This is a genomic window from Terrihabitans aquatilis (assembly GCF_052542005.1).
The window spans coordinates 610,838-625,733 of record NZ_JBOCUO010000003.1 but is presented as its reverse complement, the minus strand read 5'-3'; the positions used below and the strand labels follow the sequence as shown (position 1 = coordinate 625,733).

The following is a 14,896-nucleotide window of genomic DNA, read 5'->3' as shown; positions in this document are numbered from 1 at the left end:
GCCCTGAAGCGTCGGAAGGGAGCTGTCTATCAGAAGTTGCAGCCGGCAACATCCTTGCCCAGCAGCTTCTCCGAAATAAGGCGCAGCGCGGCAATTTCCCCACAGAGCGGCATTTTAGCGCAACAGAGTGAATTCTCGGCCCACACGTCGCGTAAAATCCGCAAAACGGAGAGAGTAGCAAACCCGTAACCGCATGCTACATGATGAGCATGACCGACCTGCCTCCCGATCACGCCGCTCGCATTCACGACCGCCCCGATCCGCGCGCGGCGCGGCGCGTCGATCCGATCACCCGCTTTTTCGGCGGCTCGCCGGCCTGGGTGCTCGCCAAGCTGGTCATGCTTTCGCTCATCATCGGCGTCATCCTCGCCGTGTTCGGGCTGGATGTGCAGGGCCTGTTCTACGCGGCGCAGGACCTTTTCTACGCCTTCTTCGACAACATCTACGACGCCGGCGCCACGCTGCTGCGCTGGTTCCTTCTGGGCGCCGTCATCGTGTTCCCGCTCTGGCTGCTGAGCCGGCTGTTCAACCTCGGTTCCCGGCGGCGCTAATCGCCCGGGCCCTCGGCCGCGAGGGCGTCGCGGTCGCGCCCGACGAGGGCTGCCAGATCGGCGGCCCCCTCCTGTTCCAGCGCCGCAAGGAGGCCGGCCTTGATGTCTCCGATCAGGCCCGGCCCGTTATAGGTCAGCGCGGTGTAGAGCTGGATGAGGCTGGCGCCGGCCCGGATCTTGGCGAGCGCCGCTTCCGCGGAATCGACACCGCCCACACCGACCAGAGGCATCTTGCCCTCGACCCGCCTTGCCGTCTCCGCCAGGATCCAGGTGGCGCGGCGGAACAGCGGTCCGCCCGAAAGCCCGCCGGATTCACTCCGCGCCGCACCCTGCAGCGATGCCGGGCGGCCGATCGTGGTGTTGGACACGATGAGCCCGTCAATGCCGCGCCGCAGCGCCACGTCCACCACATCATCGAGATCGATCAGCGCGAGGTCCGGCGCCAGTTTCAGCAGGATAGGCCGCCGCTTGCGGGCTTCGTCGCGGGCCTGCACGGCCCGCGCCAGCAGATCGTCCAGCGCCTGCCGTCCCTGCAGGTCGCGCAGTCCGGGCGTGTTGGGCGACGAGACGTTGACCGTCAGATAATCCGCGAAATTCGCAAAGGCGCGAATGCCCGCCTCGTAATCGGCCAGCCGGTCGGCCGCGTCCTTGTTGGCGCCGATATTGACGCCGACGATGCCGGGACGGCCGGCGCGGTGCGCCAGCCGGGTCAGCGCCGCCTGATGGCCGCCATTGTTGAAACCCAGTCGGTTGATGACGCCCTTTTCCTCGGGCAGGCGGAAGATGCGCGGCTTCGGATTGCCCGCCTGAGCCTTGGGCGTGAGCGAACCCACTTCGACGAAGCCGAAGCCCAGCCGCAGCAGCGGGTCCGGCACGCGGGCATCCTTGTCGAACCCGGCGGCAAGCCCCACCGGGTTCGGGAAGCGCAGGCCGAAGGCCTCCACCGCCAGCCGGGCATCATCCGCGGCAGCCGCACGCAGCGGCACGTTCTCCAGCGCGGCGAGCGTCATATCGTGGGCCCGTTCGGGATCGACGCCCTGCAGGACGCTGCGAAGAAGAGGCCAGCCTGCGCTGATCATTCGGACAACTCCGGAAAGATGTGGCGTTCGCCGTTCCAGGGCAGCGGCTGAGCCCACAGAACGGCGGAAATGGGAAGATCGGCATACAGATGGGGAAACAGGGCGCCGCCGCGCGACGGCTCCCATTTCAAAGCGGGGCCGAGCGAAGCGCCCTCCACCGCCAGCAGCAACAAGTCGTCCTGGCCGGCGAAGTGCTTGGCCGCAGTCTCCGCGGCCTGCTGTGCCGTCGAGAAGTGGATATAGCCGTCCGCAAGATCGACGGGCGCACCGCGAAACGCCCCCGTCGCCTGCGCCTCGCGCCACAGGCTCGCGGGAAGTATTTTGTAGACGAGGCGCGGGGATGTCATGGCCATGGTGTTAAGCGGCCCCCGGCGCGCGATCAAGCCGAGGCCTGGGCTGCCCACTGGACAGAATCCATAAAAGGAGCTAATTCCTAAGTCTTCCTTCAGGATGTCGAGGGCCGCTTATGCTGACCCACAGCCGCATCTGGTCGGCGATCGACCGGCTTGCCGAGACGAACGGCCTTTCGGCCTCCGCGCTTGCCAAACGTGCGGGGCTCGATCCCACCACGTTCAACCGTTCGAAGCGCATCGCCGCCGATGGCCGTCCGCGCTGGCCCTCCACCGAATCGATCGCCAAGATCCTGCAGGCCACGGGCGCATCGCTGGAAAGCTTTCTCGACCTGCTCATTGTCACGCCCCGGCCGAACCGCGCCGTTCCGCTGATCGGCCTCGCGCAGGCGGGAACGGGCGGCTTCTTCACCGATGCCGGCTTCCCGGTGGGCACGGGCTGGGAAGAGGTGAGCCTGCCCGCCGTTGACGACGAGCACGCCTATGCGCTGGAAATCTCGGGCGATTCCATGCTGCCGCTCTACCGCAACGGCGACGTGATCGTGGTCTCGCCCTCGGCCGAGGTGCGCCGCGGCGACCGCGTGGTGCTGAAGACAACCGACGGTGAGGTGCTGGCCAAGGAACTGACGCGCCGCACCACCAAGCTGGTCGAACTGCGCTCCTTCAACCCGGAGCATGCCGACCGCACCATCCCGCTCGACCAGGTGGCGTGGATCGCCCGCATTCTCTGGTCCAGCCAATAGAGCGGCCTCGAGTTCCGGCTAGTTGGTTTTGCGCGGCGCAGGATCTGGAATCGCCCGGAGCGTGGTCTCGATGACGGCTGCGTCCTCGCCCTTTGCGCACATGCCGACGGCCACTTCCGCGAAATCCACCAGATCGTGATGCCGCGCGTCGTTCGCGCGCTCCAGCGGGATAAGCCAGGCGGCGTGGCCACGTTCGGCAAGACCCTCCCGGTAAGACGCCTGTGTCTTGAACGGGACGTTGGTTTCGCGGGGATCGCCGATCACGAAGATCCGGCGGGTCGACGAGGCCGGCACCTTGTCCAGTGATGTCGAGGGATCGAAGCGCGACAATGTCTCGCCCGGCTTGGCCAGCCCCCGCGCCTCCAGATAGGCACGGTATGACGATGCCCCGGAGGAGATGACCGCGCACCGAATGTCCGTACGCCGAGCCAGCATCTCGGCAACGAGGGTGCCGCCGCCGCTGTGGCCGCCCAGCGCCCAGTCCGCGATCCGGTAGCGCGCCTTCAGTGCATCAAGCGTTGCGGCCACGATGTCAGCTTCGACCGGACGGCCACGCATCGTGTAGTGCCGGCCAGCGCTGCCATAGGTGCCGGGGCGGCCGATGAAGATGAACGGAACGCCATAGCGATCCGAAAGCCCCTTTTCCTGATCGAGCAGAAGAGAGGGCCCGAAGCCGCTCTGCCGCTTGGTCGCGTCGTTGCCTTTCGGGCCAAGAACGTCGCCGTTCATCCACGCTACGGCGATGCTGTTCGCCCCCGATGCGAGACCGGCTGCGTAATACCGCATGCATCCCCGGAATCCGGGAATATCCAGCCAGACCCCTGTGTCCTGCTGTTCGAGCGGCGCGCATTCCGAACGGCTGATCTCGATACCATCCACGACCTTCTGCGGATCGAACAGGCCTGCCTCGACGCGGGATTGCGCAGCCGCTGGCAGAGCGTTCAGCATCAACGCCGAAAGCAGCACCAGCGGCCGCGGCCCGTTCATGCGGCCGCGAGTTCATTTTTCAGCGCGCGGGTGATGAGGGCGCGAGTGTCCGCGATGCCGAACACCGCCACGAAGGAGCCGAAGCGCGGCCCCTTTTCCTGCCCGATCAGAGTCTTGTAGAGCGTGCCGAACCAGGCGTGAGAGACGCCCGGTCGCCCGTCCGGCGATTTCGCCTTGCCGGAGAGGTCGGGATAGAAGGTGCGGCCGATCTCGTAGACCTCGGCCTGGATGGCGTCGGACGTCGCGTCTTCCGGCAGCCTTGAAAGCGCGGCGTCGAGCGCCTCCAGCGCTTGCCGTGCCGTCGCGTCGGGCGCGGTGAACACCTTCTTGGGCTTCACGAAGTCATGGTAGTAGCGCACCGCATAGCCGACGAGCGCGCCGAGGCGCGGATGGGTCTGCGGGCCGACGCCCGGCGCATATTGCCGGATGAAGCCCCAGAGCTGATCCTCGGTCTCCGCGTTCGATACGGAGGCGATGTTGAGCAGCATCGAGAACGACAGCTGCACCTCCTCCGAGCCGATCCGCTCCACCGCCGGCGGCTGGCCGGAATGGATGTGCCAGACGGGGTTCAGAAGCTGGTCCTTCGGCGCCTGCGGGGGGAACTTCTCGAGGAAATTCAGGTAATCGTCGACGTTCCTCGGGATCACGTCGAAGTGCAGCCGCTTCGCCGAACGCGGGCTCTGATACATGTAAAGCGACAGGCTCTCCGGCGAGGCATAGGCCAGCCAGTCCTCGATGGTGAGGCCGTTGCCCTTGGACTTCGAAATCTTCTGCCCGTTCTCGTCGAGGAACAACTCGTAGTTGAAGCCTTCCGGCGGCTCAGCACCAAGAACGCGGGCGATCTGGCTGGAGAGCTTCACGGAATCGATCAGATCCTTGCCGGCCATCTCGTAATCGACGCCGAGCGCCACCCAGCGCATGGCCCAATCGGCCTTCCACTGGCACTTGACGCGGCCGCCGGTGACGGGGGTCTCCATCCGCTCGCCGGTTTCGGGATCGACATAGGTGATGGTGCCACGGGCAATGTCGCGGTCGACCATCGGCACCTGAAGCACCACGCCCGTGCGCGGGCAGATCGGCAGGAAGGGCGAATAGGTGGCGCGCCGGTCGGGGCCGAGAGTCGGGAGGATGATCTCCATCACCTCGTCGTACTTCGCCAGCATGCGCAGGAGCGTCTCGTCCATGCGGCCGGAGGTGTATTCCGCGGTGGCGCTGAGAAATTCGTAGTCGAAGCCGAAGCGGTCGAGAAAGGCGCGCAGGCGCGCATTGTTGGCCGCGCCGAACGAGCCTTCCGGGCTGCCGAACGGGTCCGGCACCTGGGTCAGCGGACGGCCGAGATAGGCTGCGACCGCCTCGCGGTTCGGCACGTTGTCCGGCACCTTGCGCAGGCCGTCCATGTCGTCGGAGAAGCAGACGAGGCGCGTGGCGATGCGGTCGTCGGTCAGCACGCGGAAGGCGTGCCGCACCATGCTGGTGCGCGCCACCTCGCCGAACGTGCCGATGTGCGGCAGGCCCGAGGGGCCGTAGCCGGTCTCGAACAGCACCGGTTTGTCGGTCGTGCCCCGCCGCTGAAGACGCTCCACGATCTTGCGGGCTTCCTCGAAGGGCCACGCGGTCGAAACATGGGCAAGTTCGGCCAGGCTTGGGGTGCCGGCGTCGGCGGCGGTCATCATGCGCTCTCCAGAAATCGGGCGGAAACTAGGTTCCGCGGACGGAGGCGTCAAATCGCAGGCTAGAAGATGCCGATCGGGAACCAGCGCAGGTAGAGATCGGTCATCCGCCCCTTGGCCTCGATGTCGTCGAGCGCGCGGTCCAGCATCTGGCGCAGGCGCACGTCACCCTTGCGGGTGGCGGCGACCATGCCTTCGCCGAAGAAATGACTTTCGAGATAGGCGCCGGGCACGAACACGCAGCAATCCAATGAGCCGGTTCCGCCGAGCCAGAGCGAGAGCGACGCGCCGTCGTCGAACAGCAGGTCAGCACGGCTTTCGCGCAAGGCGGCGCGGGCGGCCTCCTCGTCGGGCGACGCGATGAGGTTCGCCGCCGGGAAAAACGCCTTGAGAAACGCCTCGTGCGCACTGCCCTGCACCACAGCCACGGATTTGCCGGCAAGAGCGGACGGCGTGCTCTCGGCGGGCGTGCCCTCGCGGCGAGCCACGAAGCGGGCGGGCAGGCGAAAATAGGGCCGCGTCAGCTCGGCCTTGCCACGCAGTTCCGCACTCGGCTTCAGGCCCGCGATCAGGGCGTCCGCGCGGCCGCTCTCGAGCGCGGGCAGCAGATCGTCCCAGGGAAGGGCCTGGATCGTGCAGGGAAAATCGAGGCTCGCGCAGATGGCACGCGCCAGATCGACGTTGAGGCCGACCGGATTGCCGTCCGCGCCGACGAACTGAAACGGCGGGAAATCCGAACCGGTCAGGAAGCGGATGACGCGCCGTTGCTCGCGGCTGGGCGCGACATTGTCGATCATCGGCGCGCGCAGCTTCGGCAGCGCCGTGGCGGCATCCTGAGCCTGGGCCGGGTGCAGCGCGGCGAGCACCGAAATCACGCCGAACGCGCAAAAAGCCAGCAAAGTTCGCATCTTAGGGAGATTACCAGCTTCGTTTGCGTGGGATTCGATTATAATTGCCCGCGGGGAAGGAGAAAGCCAGCCGGCTTTCCATCGGGGCATGACAATCTTCGTCAACGAGCGCGACGTGTTCGCGGGAACGGCCACGCCGTTTACCGCCGCGCGTCCGGCTGCGCCGACGCCGGAGGACCGCGCCTCTCCTGTCAGCGAACGCGTGCTCGTCGGCGCCCTCCTCTCCGGACTTGCCCCGGTCCCGGACATCGAAAAAGCAGTCGAGCAGGCCGGAGGCCTGCGTCCGGAAGCGCTCGACGCCCTGCTCTGCCTAGACGGTGTGGACCGCGAGGCCATCGTGGCTCGCCTCGGCGGCAAGCTCGGAATGCCCGCGTTCGACCGGGAAATGGTGCCGGCGGACTGGCTGAAGGCGGATGCGGTTCGCCTCGCCACGAAGTCCGGAACGCTGCGTCTGCCGTGCGGCAGGCTCCTCATCGCCGTTCGCGGAAAAGCCGTCGTGCCGCTGGCGCGCGCATTGCTCGACGCACCTTCGGTCAGCAAACGGGTGCGGCTGGCCACGCCGCAGGCCTTTGCCGATGCCTTGCTGCGGGCCGCGGGCACAAGCCTTGCGGAGCAGGCCCGTATCGGCCCGGCATTGGTCGATCCCCGCATGTCGGCACGGGCGCCCGGCCTCGCTCCGGCCGCGTTCGTCGCCTTGTCGCTCGCCGCCGGCGCGGCGCTGTGGGCCACGATCGATCATTCGCTCGCCGCAACGCTGCCCATCGCCGCAATGTTCATTGCGCTGACGGCGCTTCGCCTGCTGGCCCTGCAGGAGCAGGAAGAACCGCAGCCCAGGGCCCGCGAGCTCGACGACGATCTGCCGCTCTACACCGTGCTCGTGCCGCTGTTCCGCGAGAACCGCTGCCTGCCGCACCTGCTGGCGACGCTGGCCGCGCTGGATTATCCGGCGGCGAAACTGGACATCAAACTCCTTGTCGAGACGGCGGACGGGGAAACCCGCGTTGCGCTCGCCGGGCTCGACGTGCCCACCCATGTCGAAATCGTCGTGGTGCCGGAAGGCCAGCCCCGCACGAAGCCGCGCGCCCTGAATGTTGGACTTGCCATGGCGCGAGGCGAGTTCCTCGCTGTCTATGATGCGGAAGACCGGCCGGACCCGGACCAATTGCGCAAGGCCGTGCACGCGTTCCGAACCGGCGGGCCGGACCTGGGCTGCGTGCAGGCGCGGCTCACCATAGACAACATCGGCGACCATTGGCTCACACGCATGTTCGCCATCGAATATGCCGGGCTGTTCGACGCGCTGCTGCCGGGCCTCGCACGCCACAATTTGCTTCTGCCGCTTGGCGGCACATCCAATCATTTCCCCGTTGCGGTGCTGGACGCGCTTCACGGATGGGATGCCTGGAACGTGACGGAAGACGCCGATCTCGGCGTGCGCCTCGCCCGTGGCGGGCGCACCACGGCGATGATCGCATCGAGCACGCACGAGGAAGCGCCGAACCAGACCCATGCCTGGCTGAAGCAGCGCACGCGCTGGCTCAAGGGCTATGTGATGACCTGGGCCGTGCACATGCAAAACCCCGTCCGATTGCTGCGCGATCTCGGCCCTCGGAATTTCCTCGTCTTCCAGGCCTTCATCGGCTGCGTGCCGCTGTGCGCGATGACCCTGCCGATCTTTCTTCTCGGCGTGATCGGGCATATCGGGGCCGGGCTGTGGCTTTCGGCGGAGGACGGCTGGCTGTCATTCGCGGCCGGCGGCCTGCACGTGCTGAACCTGATCCTCGGCTTCGGCACCGCCATCGCACTGGGATGGATCGGGGCCGACAGACGGGGACTGCGCCACCTCGCCCGCTGGCTGCCGAGCGTGCCACTCTATTGGCTGCTCAGCTCCGTGTCAATGTGGCGCGCGACGCTGCAATTGCTGCACGCGCCCCATGTCTGGGAAAAGACCGAGCACGGCCTCACCCGCACCCCGCGAGTGGGATCAGAGCACCGCCCGGATCTCGTTGGCGATCTCGAGCGGCGTCCGCTGCATGTTGACGGGCCGAACGAAGGCCCCGTTCTTGTCCATCAGGTACACAACGGCGGTGTGGTCCATCGTGTAGGAGCCGTCGTCCAGCGGCGCCTTCTTGGCGTAGGCACGATAGGCCTTCACGATGGAATCGACCGCCGCCTGGTCGCCCGTCAGGCCACGGATGCGCTCGTTGAAGCTGGATAGATAGCGGTTCAGAACCTCCGGCGTGTCGCGCTCGGGATCGACGGTCACGAACAAGGCCGATGCCTTCTGCGCATCCTCGCCCAGCGCGTTGAACACTTCCGACATCTCGAACAAAGTCGTCGGGCAGATGTCCGGACAATGGGTGAAACCGAAAAAGACGAGGAAGGGCTGGCCCTTCAGATCGGCGTCCGTGATGGCCGCTCCGTCCTCATCGACCATGCGGAACGGGCCGCCCACCAGAGCCGGGCCGGACACGATGCCCGAGGGCGCACGGCCGGGCAGCATCCACATCGCAACGCCGCCGAGGACGACGAGCCCGACGGCGAACAGGATCAGCCCCAAAGCGGGTCCGCGAAGTTTCATGCCGGCCACCCTTCCCTTTGCCAATGGCGGCCAGTGGTAAAGGCCGGACGGCGACGGCGTCAAACGCACCGTCGCCGCACTGCATTTATGCGGTGCCGTGGGTGAAGGCGAAATTCACCTCGGGCGTGCGGCCGGAAATGATGTCGGCGATGGCCCGCCCTGAGCCGCAGGAATGCGTCCACCCCAACGTGCCGTGGCCGGTGTCGAGGAACAGGTTGCGGATGCGCGTCTTGCCGATATAGGGCACGTTCGAGGGCGTGCAGGGGCGCAACCCCGTCCAGAAACTGGCCTGCGACGTGTCGCCACCACCCGGAAAAAGATGCTCCACCCGGCGCACGATGGCCTCGCAGCGCACCTTGTTGAGATCGAGATCGTAACCGTTCAGCTCGGCGGTGCCGGCGATGCGCAAGCGGTCGCCCAGGCGCGAGAAGACAAGCTTGTACTCGTCGTCCGTCAGGCTGACATTGTAGGCGCGCTCGGGATCGGCCACCGGCATGGTCACCGAATAGCCCTTGGCCGGATAGATGTTCAGATCGATCCCATGGGGCGCGAGGAGCATGGGGCTGTAGCTGCCCATACAGACCAGATAGGCGTCTGCCTTGAGAGTGGCGTAGGAGCCGTCCTCCTGCCGCACGCGCACGCCGGCGATCTCGTCGCCCTCCCGGTCAAGGCCGAGGATCGTGGTGTTGGTGCGGAACTCGACATTGTTCACGGCGCACAGCCGGGCCAGTTCGCGGGTGAACATGCCGGCATCGCCCGATTCATCGGCCATGGTCATGCTGCCGCCGACGATCTCATCGCGCACCGCATGCAGCGATGGCTCGATCGCGACCACCTCCTCCGGCGTGATCATATCGAGCTTTTCGCCATGCTCGGACATGACCTTGGCAGGCAATTGGGCGGCCTTCCATTCCAGCTCGCTGGTGTAGAAATGCAGGATGCCGCGTTCGAGATGGTCGTAGCGGATCTGGGTGTCCCGCCGCAGCTCCTGCAGGGCCGCGCGCGAATACATGCCCAGATTGACGATCTGCTCGATGTTGTGGCGCGTATTGCCCGGCGTGCATTGGGCAAGGAAGCTGAGGCCCCATTTCCACTGCCGCCAGTCCGCGCGCAGCCGGAACAGCAGCGGCGCATCCTCCTGTCCCAGCCAGCGCAGCACCTTCAGAGGCGCCGACGGGTTGGCCCATGGCTCGGCATGGGAGACCGAGATTTGCCCGCCATTGGCGAACGAGGTTTCGCGGCCCGCGCCTCCCTGGCGTTCGAGAACCGTGACCTCATGGCCGGATTTGTGCAGATACCAGGCGGCGGTCGTGCCGATGACGCCGGCGCCGAGAACAAGAACGTGCATGTGCCTCTCCGCAAAGGATATTTCGGGTCTGTTTCCCCGATCTGTCCTTTTGCCTGAGAGATTCACGCACCCCCTTGCGAGGGTTCGCTTGCCCCTTCGGCGGCCCGACCGAACTTCGCCGGGCGCTCTCCAGATCTCATTCGCGAACATCCAGTAACGTGACCTGAGCGTTACTCGGGATTGCGCCTTCGGTAGCCGGAAAGCCGGCTTCTCCTGAATGTCCGGGGTCCGATCCTTGCGAGAACCGTACCTTGCGCGAGCATGCCCGAACTTTGGCCGCATTAGAAGGCCAAGCATGCGACCTTCCTCCAAGGGGAAGATGCGGATTGATCCCAACTTCTTCTTTCCATTAAAGAAGATGGCTCGGTTCCCGCAGGGACGGGCAGAACGAAAAGCGCGGAGAACACGGTGACACCTGATCGGCGGCAATTCGTGTGCGGGCTGCTGGGCTCGCTGGCCTCAACCTCCCTGGCCGACAGCTCCTGGGCGGCGAACGAACATCCGATGGGCCCCGCCCGTCCCTTCTCCTACGACGAGCTGACGGAGCGGGCGAAAACACTTGCCGGCCAGCCTTTCAAGGAGCCCTACCGGCCCGCGCCGGATATCGTCTCCAACATCGATTATGCGACGCACGGCAAGATCGTGTTCAAGCCGGAGCAGGCGCTGAACGTCAACGGCCCAGGCGTCTATCCGGTCGAGTTCTTCCACCTCGGCAAATATTTCCCGAAGAAGGTCAGCATCAATCTGATCTCCGAGGGCATGAGCCAGGAAGTTCTGTTCTCGCCGGAATATTTCGACATTCCGAAGGACAGCATCGCCCACGGCCTGCCGCAGGATGCGGGCTTCGCCGGCTTCCGCTTCCATGAATCACGCCGGCGGAAGGACTGGAAGCACCAGGACTGGATGGTGTTCCTGGGCGCCTCCTATTTCCGTTCCATCGGCTCACTGAACCAGTACGGCCTTTCGGCGCGCGGCATCGCGGTCGACGTGGCCGTTCCCGAGAAGCCCGAGGAATTCCCCGATTTCGTGGAGTTCTACATCGATTCCGCGAAGAAGGAGGGTGACCCCAATCTCGTCTACGCCCTGCTCGACGGACCCAGCGTTTCCGGCGCGTTCAAGTTCGCCATCACCCGCACCGACGGCGCAGTGATGGACGTCGAGGCACGGCTGTTCGCACGCAAGAAGATCACCCAGCTCGGCATCGCGCCCCTCACCTCCATGTTCTGGTACGGCGAATACAATCGCCTCCGCCTCGTCGACTGGCGTCCCGAGGTGCACGATTCGGACGGGATCGCGCTGTGGACCGGCAAGGGAGAGCGCATCTGGCGGCCGCTGAACAATCCGAAGCACGTCGTCACGTCGAGCTTCCAGGACAGCAACCCGCAGGGCTTTGGCCTGCTGCAGCGCGACCGCAACATCGAGAATTATCTCGACGGCGTGAATTACGACCGTCGCCCCTCGCTCTGGGTGCAGCCGTTGCACGACTGGGGCAAGGGCGCGGTGCAATTGATCGAGATTCCGACCGCCGACGAGACGCACGACAACATCGTCGCCTTCTGGATGCCGGAAAAGCCGATCGAGCCCGGAACGGCGTTCGATTTCCGCTACCGGCTTTTCTGGCGCGAGAGCGAGCCTTTCCCGAACGACCAGCTGGCCAGCGTCTTCGCCACCCGCATCGGACGCGGCGGGGAGCCCGGCCAGGAACACACCAGCCATCCCAGTTCGGTGAAATTCGTCGTCGAATTCGAGGGCGGGGCGCTGAAGGGCCTCACCACCGAGGCGCCGCCGCAGGGCACGGCCTCCTGCTCACGCGGCAAGCTGACCGAGGTGGTGGTGGAGCCCATCCCCCGCACCGAGCGCTGGCGCGCCCGCTTCGATCTCGTCGCGGAGGGCAATGAGCCCATCGAGCTCAGGCTGTTCCTGCACCTCGGCGAACAGGCCTTCAGCGAAACCTGGGCCTTCCAGTTCTGGCCGGACCAGGCGACGGCCGGATGATAGGACAAGGGCTGAGCCGCCGGCTCAGCCCTTTTTCATTCCCGCTCTGGGCTGCGCCTCAGTGCGCCTTCTCGATCTGGCGTTGCAGCGCACGGGCCACCTCGTCGGTGACGCGGCGGCGATACTTGCGGTGAACCAGCTGGCCGTTGTGATAGATGTCCTGCTCGACGTAGAGCTCGTTTCCATCCCAGCGCAGGATCGAGTCCGTTTCGGTCGTTTCCACGACACCGAGCTCCTCGATCAGATGGCCTTCCTGCCGTTGTCCCATAGCGGTCCTCCCTGAATTCTTGTCGTTGCCGGCAAGCCTATTGCGCGCCGTCCGATGGGTCGAGCACGGCGATGCTCATCGAAAAACGCGCCGTGTCCCCCGCGCTCACCGACACAATGCCCGGTTTGTCGCGCAATTCACCCTCGAAGTTTTCCGGACTGGCGTGACCGTGCCAAGGCTCCAGACACACAAATTCCGAGTCGGATTTCGACCAGATGCCCAGATGCGGCATTTCCGGAAACGACACCCGGATGCGCGGCCCCTGCCCTGCGCCATAGACGAGGCTCCGACTGCGCGGCCGGTCGAACACCAGGGCGTCGTTGCAAAACAGATCGTCGGTCAGATCGAGCCGGCCGTCGCGCACCGGAGACGGCACGAGCTCGTCCGTCAGGAGCCCGTCGCGCAGGCGGCGAATGCCGTCGGGCTCATCCCGTTCGAACAGCACATGATGGTCTTCGCGCGCCACCCCCGGAACGAGCGGCCAGCGAAACGCAGGGTGGAAGCCGAACGATACCGGCATCGTCTCCTGCCCCGCATTCGTGACCTGCGCCTCGATCGTCAGTTCGTTTCCCGAAAGCCGGCAGACGACATCCAGCGCGAAATCGAAGGGGTACGAACGCCGCGTCTCCGGCCCCGCGACGAGGCGAAAGCGACATTCGGCGGGCGCGACGTCGATCAGCGTGAACATGGCATGGCGTGCCAGCCCGTGCTGCTTCATCGGATAGCTTTCGCCATCCACCCGGATCCGATCGCCCGCGACGCGCCCGACGATGGGGAACAGGAGCGGCGCGTGCCAGCCCCAGACGTCCGGATCGCCCTCCCAGAGGAGGTCGCGTCCCTCGGCATCGCGCAGCCTGACGAGCTGGGCGCCCCTGGCGGAAAAATCGGCCGTGAGAACAGCGCTGCGAAGCTGCGCGGCGGACAATTCGGTCGGATCGTCGGTCATCGCGCGATCTTGCAGGACCGCTTTCGCACCGGCAAGGCGGTGCGTCGGAAAACACCGTCATCACATTGCGGCGTTAGGGGAATCGGGCGCCAAATGGTACGCACTCAAGTCCTGGCGGGGCGCGGGAGCGACGCGGAATGGATCCTGGATTGAAGCGGGCAGCGTCTTCCGATCGGGCGGCGGCTTCCGGCGTGCCGATCTGGGTGCCGCACGATCCCGCCACACGACGCCCAGCCGCAGTTTTTGCCTCTCTCTCCCTGAACCGCTTCTGGCATCATCGCGTGCTTCCGGATTTCGCGGCCTGGTGCGACAGCACGGGCATCGAGCTCGGCGGCGCGGCGGGCACCCGCTGGGATCTGGACTCACAGGGACGGGTGACGGCGCATCCGGCCGGCGTTCCGCGCTTCGCGTATGACGCCGCCGGCGCGCGGCGGGGGCTGCGCTGCTGGTCGCCGGGTGAAAACCGCCTGCCCCATTCCGACGACTTCGCGTCGGGATGGATCATGCGCGGCATCGTCGTCGAACCAAGCCCGTTCAAGGCAAGCGACGGCGTGGCTGCAGCGCGGCTCACCATCAGCGCGGCCGGGGCCGGTCCGCTGATCTACAAGACGGGCATTCCCGCCGCGCCGGGCGAGACCCTGACCTTTTCCTTCCTGGCCCGTGGCGAGACGGCGCTGAACCCGCGCATCGCCATGTACAACGAGACCGCCGGGCGCTTCATCTTCAGCGACGAGGTTTACACGCCCGGGCGCGGGGCTTTCGCACGCATCTCCCGCACGTTCACCGTGCCACGCGGGTGCACCGCCATACGGCCCTATCTGCTGCGCGGCTGCGACGAGGAACCGGTCTCCACCACCGGCAGCCTCGTCCTCGCCTGCGCCCAGATCAGCGCCGGACCGCCGTCTTCCCCATTCGTGGCATCGGCGGGCGCGCCTTCCATTGCACCTGCCGATCATCTTTCCTTCGCGGCGCTGCCCGAAGCCGACAACATTCGCGAAAATGGTGGCACCTTCGCCATCCGCTACATGACGGAGCGCTCCGCACGCTCCGTCGCGCCGGGCTATCCGTTTCTCTTGGGAGCGGGTAAGGACGCACCCGACCTGCTGATCCGCAGATCCGGCCCGTCGGGGTCTCCCTTCGCCATCGTCGGCGACGGTGCGGAGCGCAGGACGCTGACGCCGCCGACATCGATCGCACCCGGCAGCTTCGGCCTCGCGGCCCTGGCCTGGCATCCCGATGCCCGCCACGGCACCGCTCTCTCCGTCAATGGCTCGGCCGCGGTTTCCCTGGCCTGCGCCTGCGTGGCCGATCCGGAACAGCCGGGCTTCATCGGCTACGACCTCGACGGCGTGGTCGACGAGATCCTGATCGACGACCGGCGGTGGTCGAACGCCCATCTGCAAGGCCTCGCAATATGAGCGTTCCGCGCTGGGCAGGCGTCGCCGCGCTCACTACAAATTCAGGCATGAG

General features: G+C 66.1%; 13 protein-coding genes, 1 pseudogene and 1 riboswitch. Of the genes and pseudogenes, 5 read left to right on the top strand and 9 right to left on the bottom strand.

Translation table 11 applies throughout. The annotated features are described in order from the left end of the window. Nucleotides 1–209 precede the first annotated feature (209 nt). A complete protein-coding gene (locus ACQ6S1_RS13910) occupies nt 210–551 on the top strand; it encodes a DUF6460 domain-containing protein (protein ID WP_445041804.1) in 342 nt (113 codons plus the stop codon). Here ACQ6S1_RS13910 and ACQ6S1_RS13905 read toward each other — a convergent pair. Together ACQ6S1_RS13905 and ACQ6S1_RS13900 are read right to left on the bottom strand one after the other, a co-directional pair. After that, a complete protein-coding gene (locus ACQ6S1_RS13905; protein ID WP_445041803.1) occupies nt 548–1,630 on the bottom strand; it encodes a quinone-dependent dihydroorotate dehydrogenase in 1,083 nt (360 codons plus the stop codon). The two genes, ACQ6S1_RS13910 and ACQ6S1_RS13905, sit on opposite strands and share 4 nt — an antisense overlap. Further along, nucleotides 1,627–1,977, bottom strand: coding sequence for a DUF952 domain-containing protein (locus tag ACQ6S1_RS13900; RefSeq protein WP_445042030.1), 351 nt, complete (start codon nt 1,975–1,977; stop codon nt 1,627–1,629). The genes ACQ6S1_RS13905 and ACQ6S1_RS13900 overlap by 4 nt, the downstream gene beginning before the upstream one ends. A gap of 119 nt (nt 1,978–2,096) precedes the next feature. Between ACQ6S1_RS13900 and ACQ6S1_RS13895 the strand changes: the two genes are divergently transcribed. Further along, nucleotides 2,097–2,723, top strand: coding sequence for a S24 family peptidase (locus ACQ6S1_RS13895; RefSeq protein ID WP_445041802.1), 627 nt, complete (start codon nt 2,097–2,099; stop codon nt 2,721–2,723). 18 nt (nt 2,724–2,741) lie between these two features. Here the strand turns inward: ACQ6S1_RS13895 and ACQ6S1_RS13890 are convergent, their stop codons facing one another. From ACQ6S1_RS13890 to ACQ6S1_RS13880, 3 genes are read right to left on the bottom strand one after another with little or no spacing between them, the layout of a single operon-like run. Continuing rightward, on the bottom strand, nt 2,742–3,710 hold the full coding sequence (locus ACQ6S1_RS13890) for an alpha/beta hydrolase family protein (protein ID WP_445041801.1): 969 nt from the start codon (nt 3,708–3,710) through the stop codon (nt 2,742–2,744). Then, a complete protein-coding gene (locus tag ACQ6S1_RS13885; protein WP_445041800.1) occupies nt 3,707–5,383 on the bottom strand; it encodes a lysine--tRNA ligase in 1,677 nt (558 codons plus the stop codon). The genes ACQ6S1_RS13890 and ACQ6S1_RS13885 overlap by 4 nt, the downstream gene beginning before the upstream one ends. A gap of 59 nt (nt 5,384–5,442) precedes the next feature. Further along, nucleotides 5,443–6,279, bottom strand: a complete 837-nt coding sequence (locus tag ACQ6S1_RS13880) for a transporter substrate-binding domain-containing protein (RefSeq protein ID WP_445041799.1) — start codon at nt 6,277–6,279, stop codon at nt 5,443–5,445. 97 nt (nt 6,280–6,376) lie between these two features. On the opposite strand from ACQ6S1_RS13880, the pseudogene ACQ6S1_RS13875 reads away from it, so the two are divergent. Further along, a pseudogene (locus ACQ6S1_RS13875) lies at nt 6,377–7,948 on the top strand (glycosyltransferase); the annotation flags it as partial. 324 nt (nt 7,949–8,272) lie between these two features. On the opposite strand, the gene ACQ6S1_RS13870 reads toward ACQ6S1_RS13875, so the two are convergent. After that, complete coding sequence (locus ACQ6S1_RS13870; RefSeq protein WP_445041798.1) at nt 8,273–8,869, bottom strand: SCO family protein; 597 nt, start codon at nt 8,867–8,869, stop codon at nt 8,273–8,275. 85 nt (nt 8,870–8,954) lie between these two features. Further along, nucleotides 8,955–10,217: a D-amino acid dehydrogenase gene (locus ACQ6S1_RS13865; RefSeq protein ID WP_445041797.1), complete on the bottom strand. Its 1,263-nt coding sequence runs from the start codon at nt 10,215–10,217 to the stop codon at nt 8,955–8,957. Between the two features lie 31 nt (nt 10,218–10,248). Continuing rightward, nucleotides 10,249–10,360, bottom strand: a riboswitch (glycine riboswitch). A 265-nt stretch (nt 10,361–10,625) separates the two neighbouring features. Between ACQ6S1_RS13865 and ACQ6S1_RS13860 the strand changes: the two genes are divergently transcribed. Then, on the top strand, nt 10,626–12,212 hold the full coding sequence (locus ACQ6S1_RS13860) for an OpgD/OpgG family glucan biosynthesis protein (protein WP_445041796.1): 1,587 nt from the start codon (nt 10,626–10,628) through the stop codon (nt 12,210–12,212). Between the two features lie 58 nt (nt 12,213–12,270). Here ACQ6S1_RS13860 and ACQ6S1_RS13855 read toward each other — a convergent pair whose 3' ends face one another. Further along, nucleotides 12,271–12,480 carry a hypothetical protein gene (locus ACQ6S1_RS13855; protein ID WP_445041795.1) on the bottom strand — a complete coding sequence of 70 codons (210 nt, stop codon included), beginning with the start codon at nt 12,478–12,480 and terminating at the stop codon, nt 12,271–12,273. 37 nt (nt 12,481–12,517) lie between these two features. Beyond that, a complete protein-coding gene (locus ACQ6S1_RS13850; RefSeq protein ID WP_445041794.1) occupies nt 12,518–13,426 on the bottom strand; it encodes an aldose 1-epimerase family protein in 909 nt (302 codons plus the stop codon). Nucleotides 13,427–13,563: 137 nt separating this feature from the next. Between ACQ6S1_RS13850 and ACQ6S1_RS13845 the strand changes: the two genes are divergently transcribed. Next, nucleotides 13,564–14,844, top strand: a complete 1,281-nt coding sequence (locus ACQ6S1_RS13845; protein WP_445041793.1) for a phage head spike fiber domain-containing protein — start codon at nt 13,564–13,566, stop codon at nt 14,842–14,844. Nucleotides 14,845–14,896 lie beyond the last annotated feature (52 nt).

Coding starts and splice junctions, on each gene's coding strand:
- ACQ6S1_RS13910 (WP_445041804.1), top strand. CDS start 210: ATGACCGACCTGCCTCCCGATCACGCCGCTCGCATTCACGACCGCCCC.
- ACQ6S1_RS13905 (WP_445041803.1), bottom strand. CDS start 1,630: ATGATCAGCGCAGGCTGGCCTCTTCTTCGCAGCGTCCTGCAGGGCGTC.
- ACQ6S1_RS13900 (WP_445042030.1), bottom strand. CDS start 1,977: ATGACATCCCCGCGCCTCGTCTACAAAATACTTCCCGCGAGCCTGTGG.
- ACQ6S1_RS13895 (WP_445041802.1), top strand. CDS start 2,097: ATGCTGACCCACAGCCGCATCTGGTCGGCGATCGACCGGCTTGCCGAG.
- ACQ6S1_RS13890 (WP_445041801.1), bottom strand. CDS start 3,710: ATGAACGGGCCGCGGCCGCTGGTGCTGCTTTCGGCGTTGATGCTGAAC.
- ACQ6S1_RS13885 (WP_445041800.1), bottom strand. CDS start 5,383: ATGATGACCGCCGCCGACGCCGGCACCCCAAGCCTGGCCGAACTTGCC.
- ACQ6S1_RS13870 (WP_445041798.1), bottom strand. CDS start 8,869: ATGAAACTTCGCGGACCCGCTTTGGGGCTGATCCTGTTCGCCGTCGGG.
- ACQ6S1_RS13865 (WP_445041797.1), bottom strand. CDS start 10,217: ATGCACGTTCTTGTTCTCGGCGCCGGCGTCATCGGCACGACCGCCGCC.
- ACQ6S1_RS13855 (WP_445041795.1), bottom strand. CDS start 12,480: ATGGGACAACGGCAGGAAGGCCATCTGATCGAGGAGCTCGGTGTCGTG.
- ACQ6S1_RS13850 (WP_445041794.1), bottom strand. CDS start 13,426: ATGACCGACGATCCGACCGAATTGTCCGCCGCGCAGCTTCGCAGCGCT.
- ACQ6S1_RS13845 (WP_445041793.1), top strand. CDS start 13,564: ATGGATCCTGGATTGAAGCGGGCAGCGTCTTCCGATCGGGCGGCGGCT.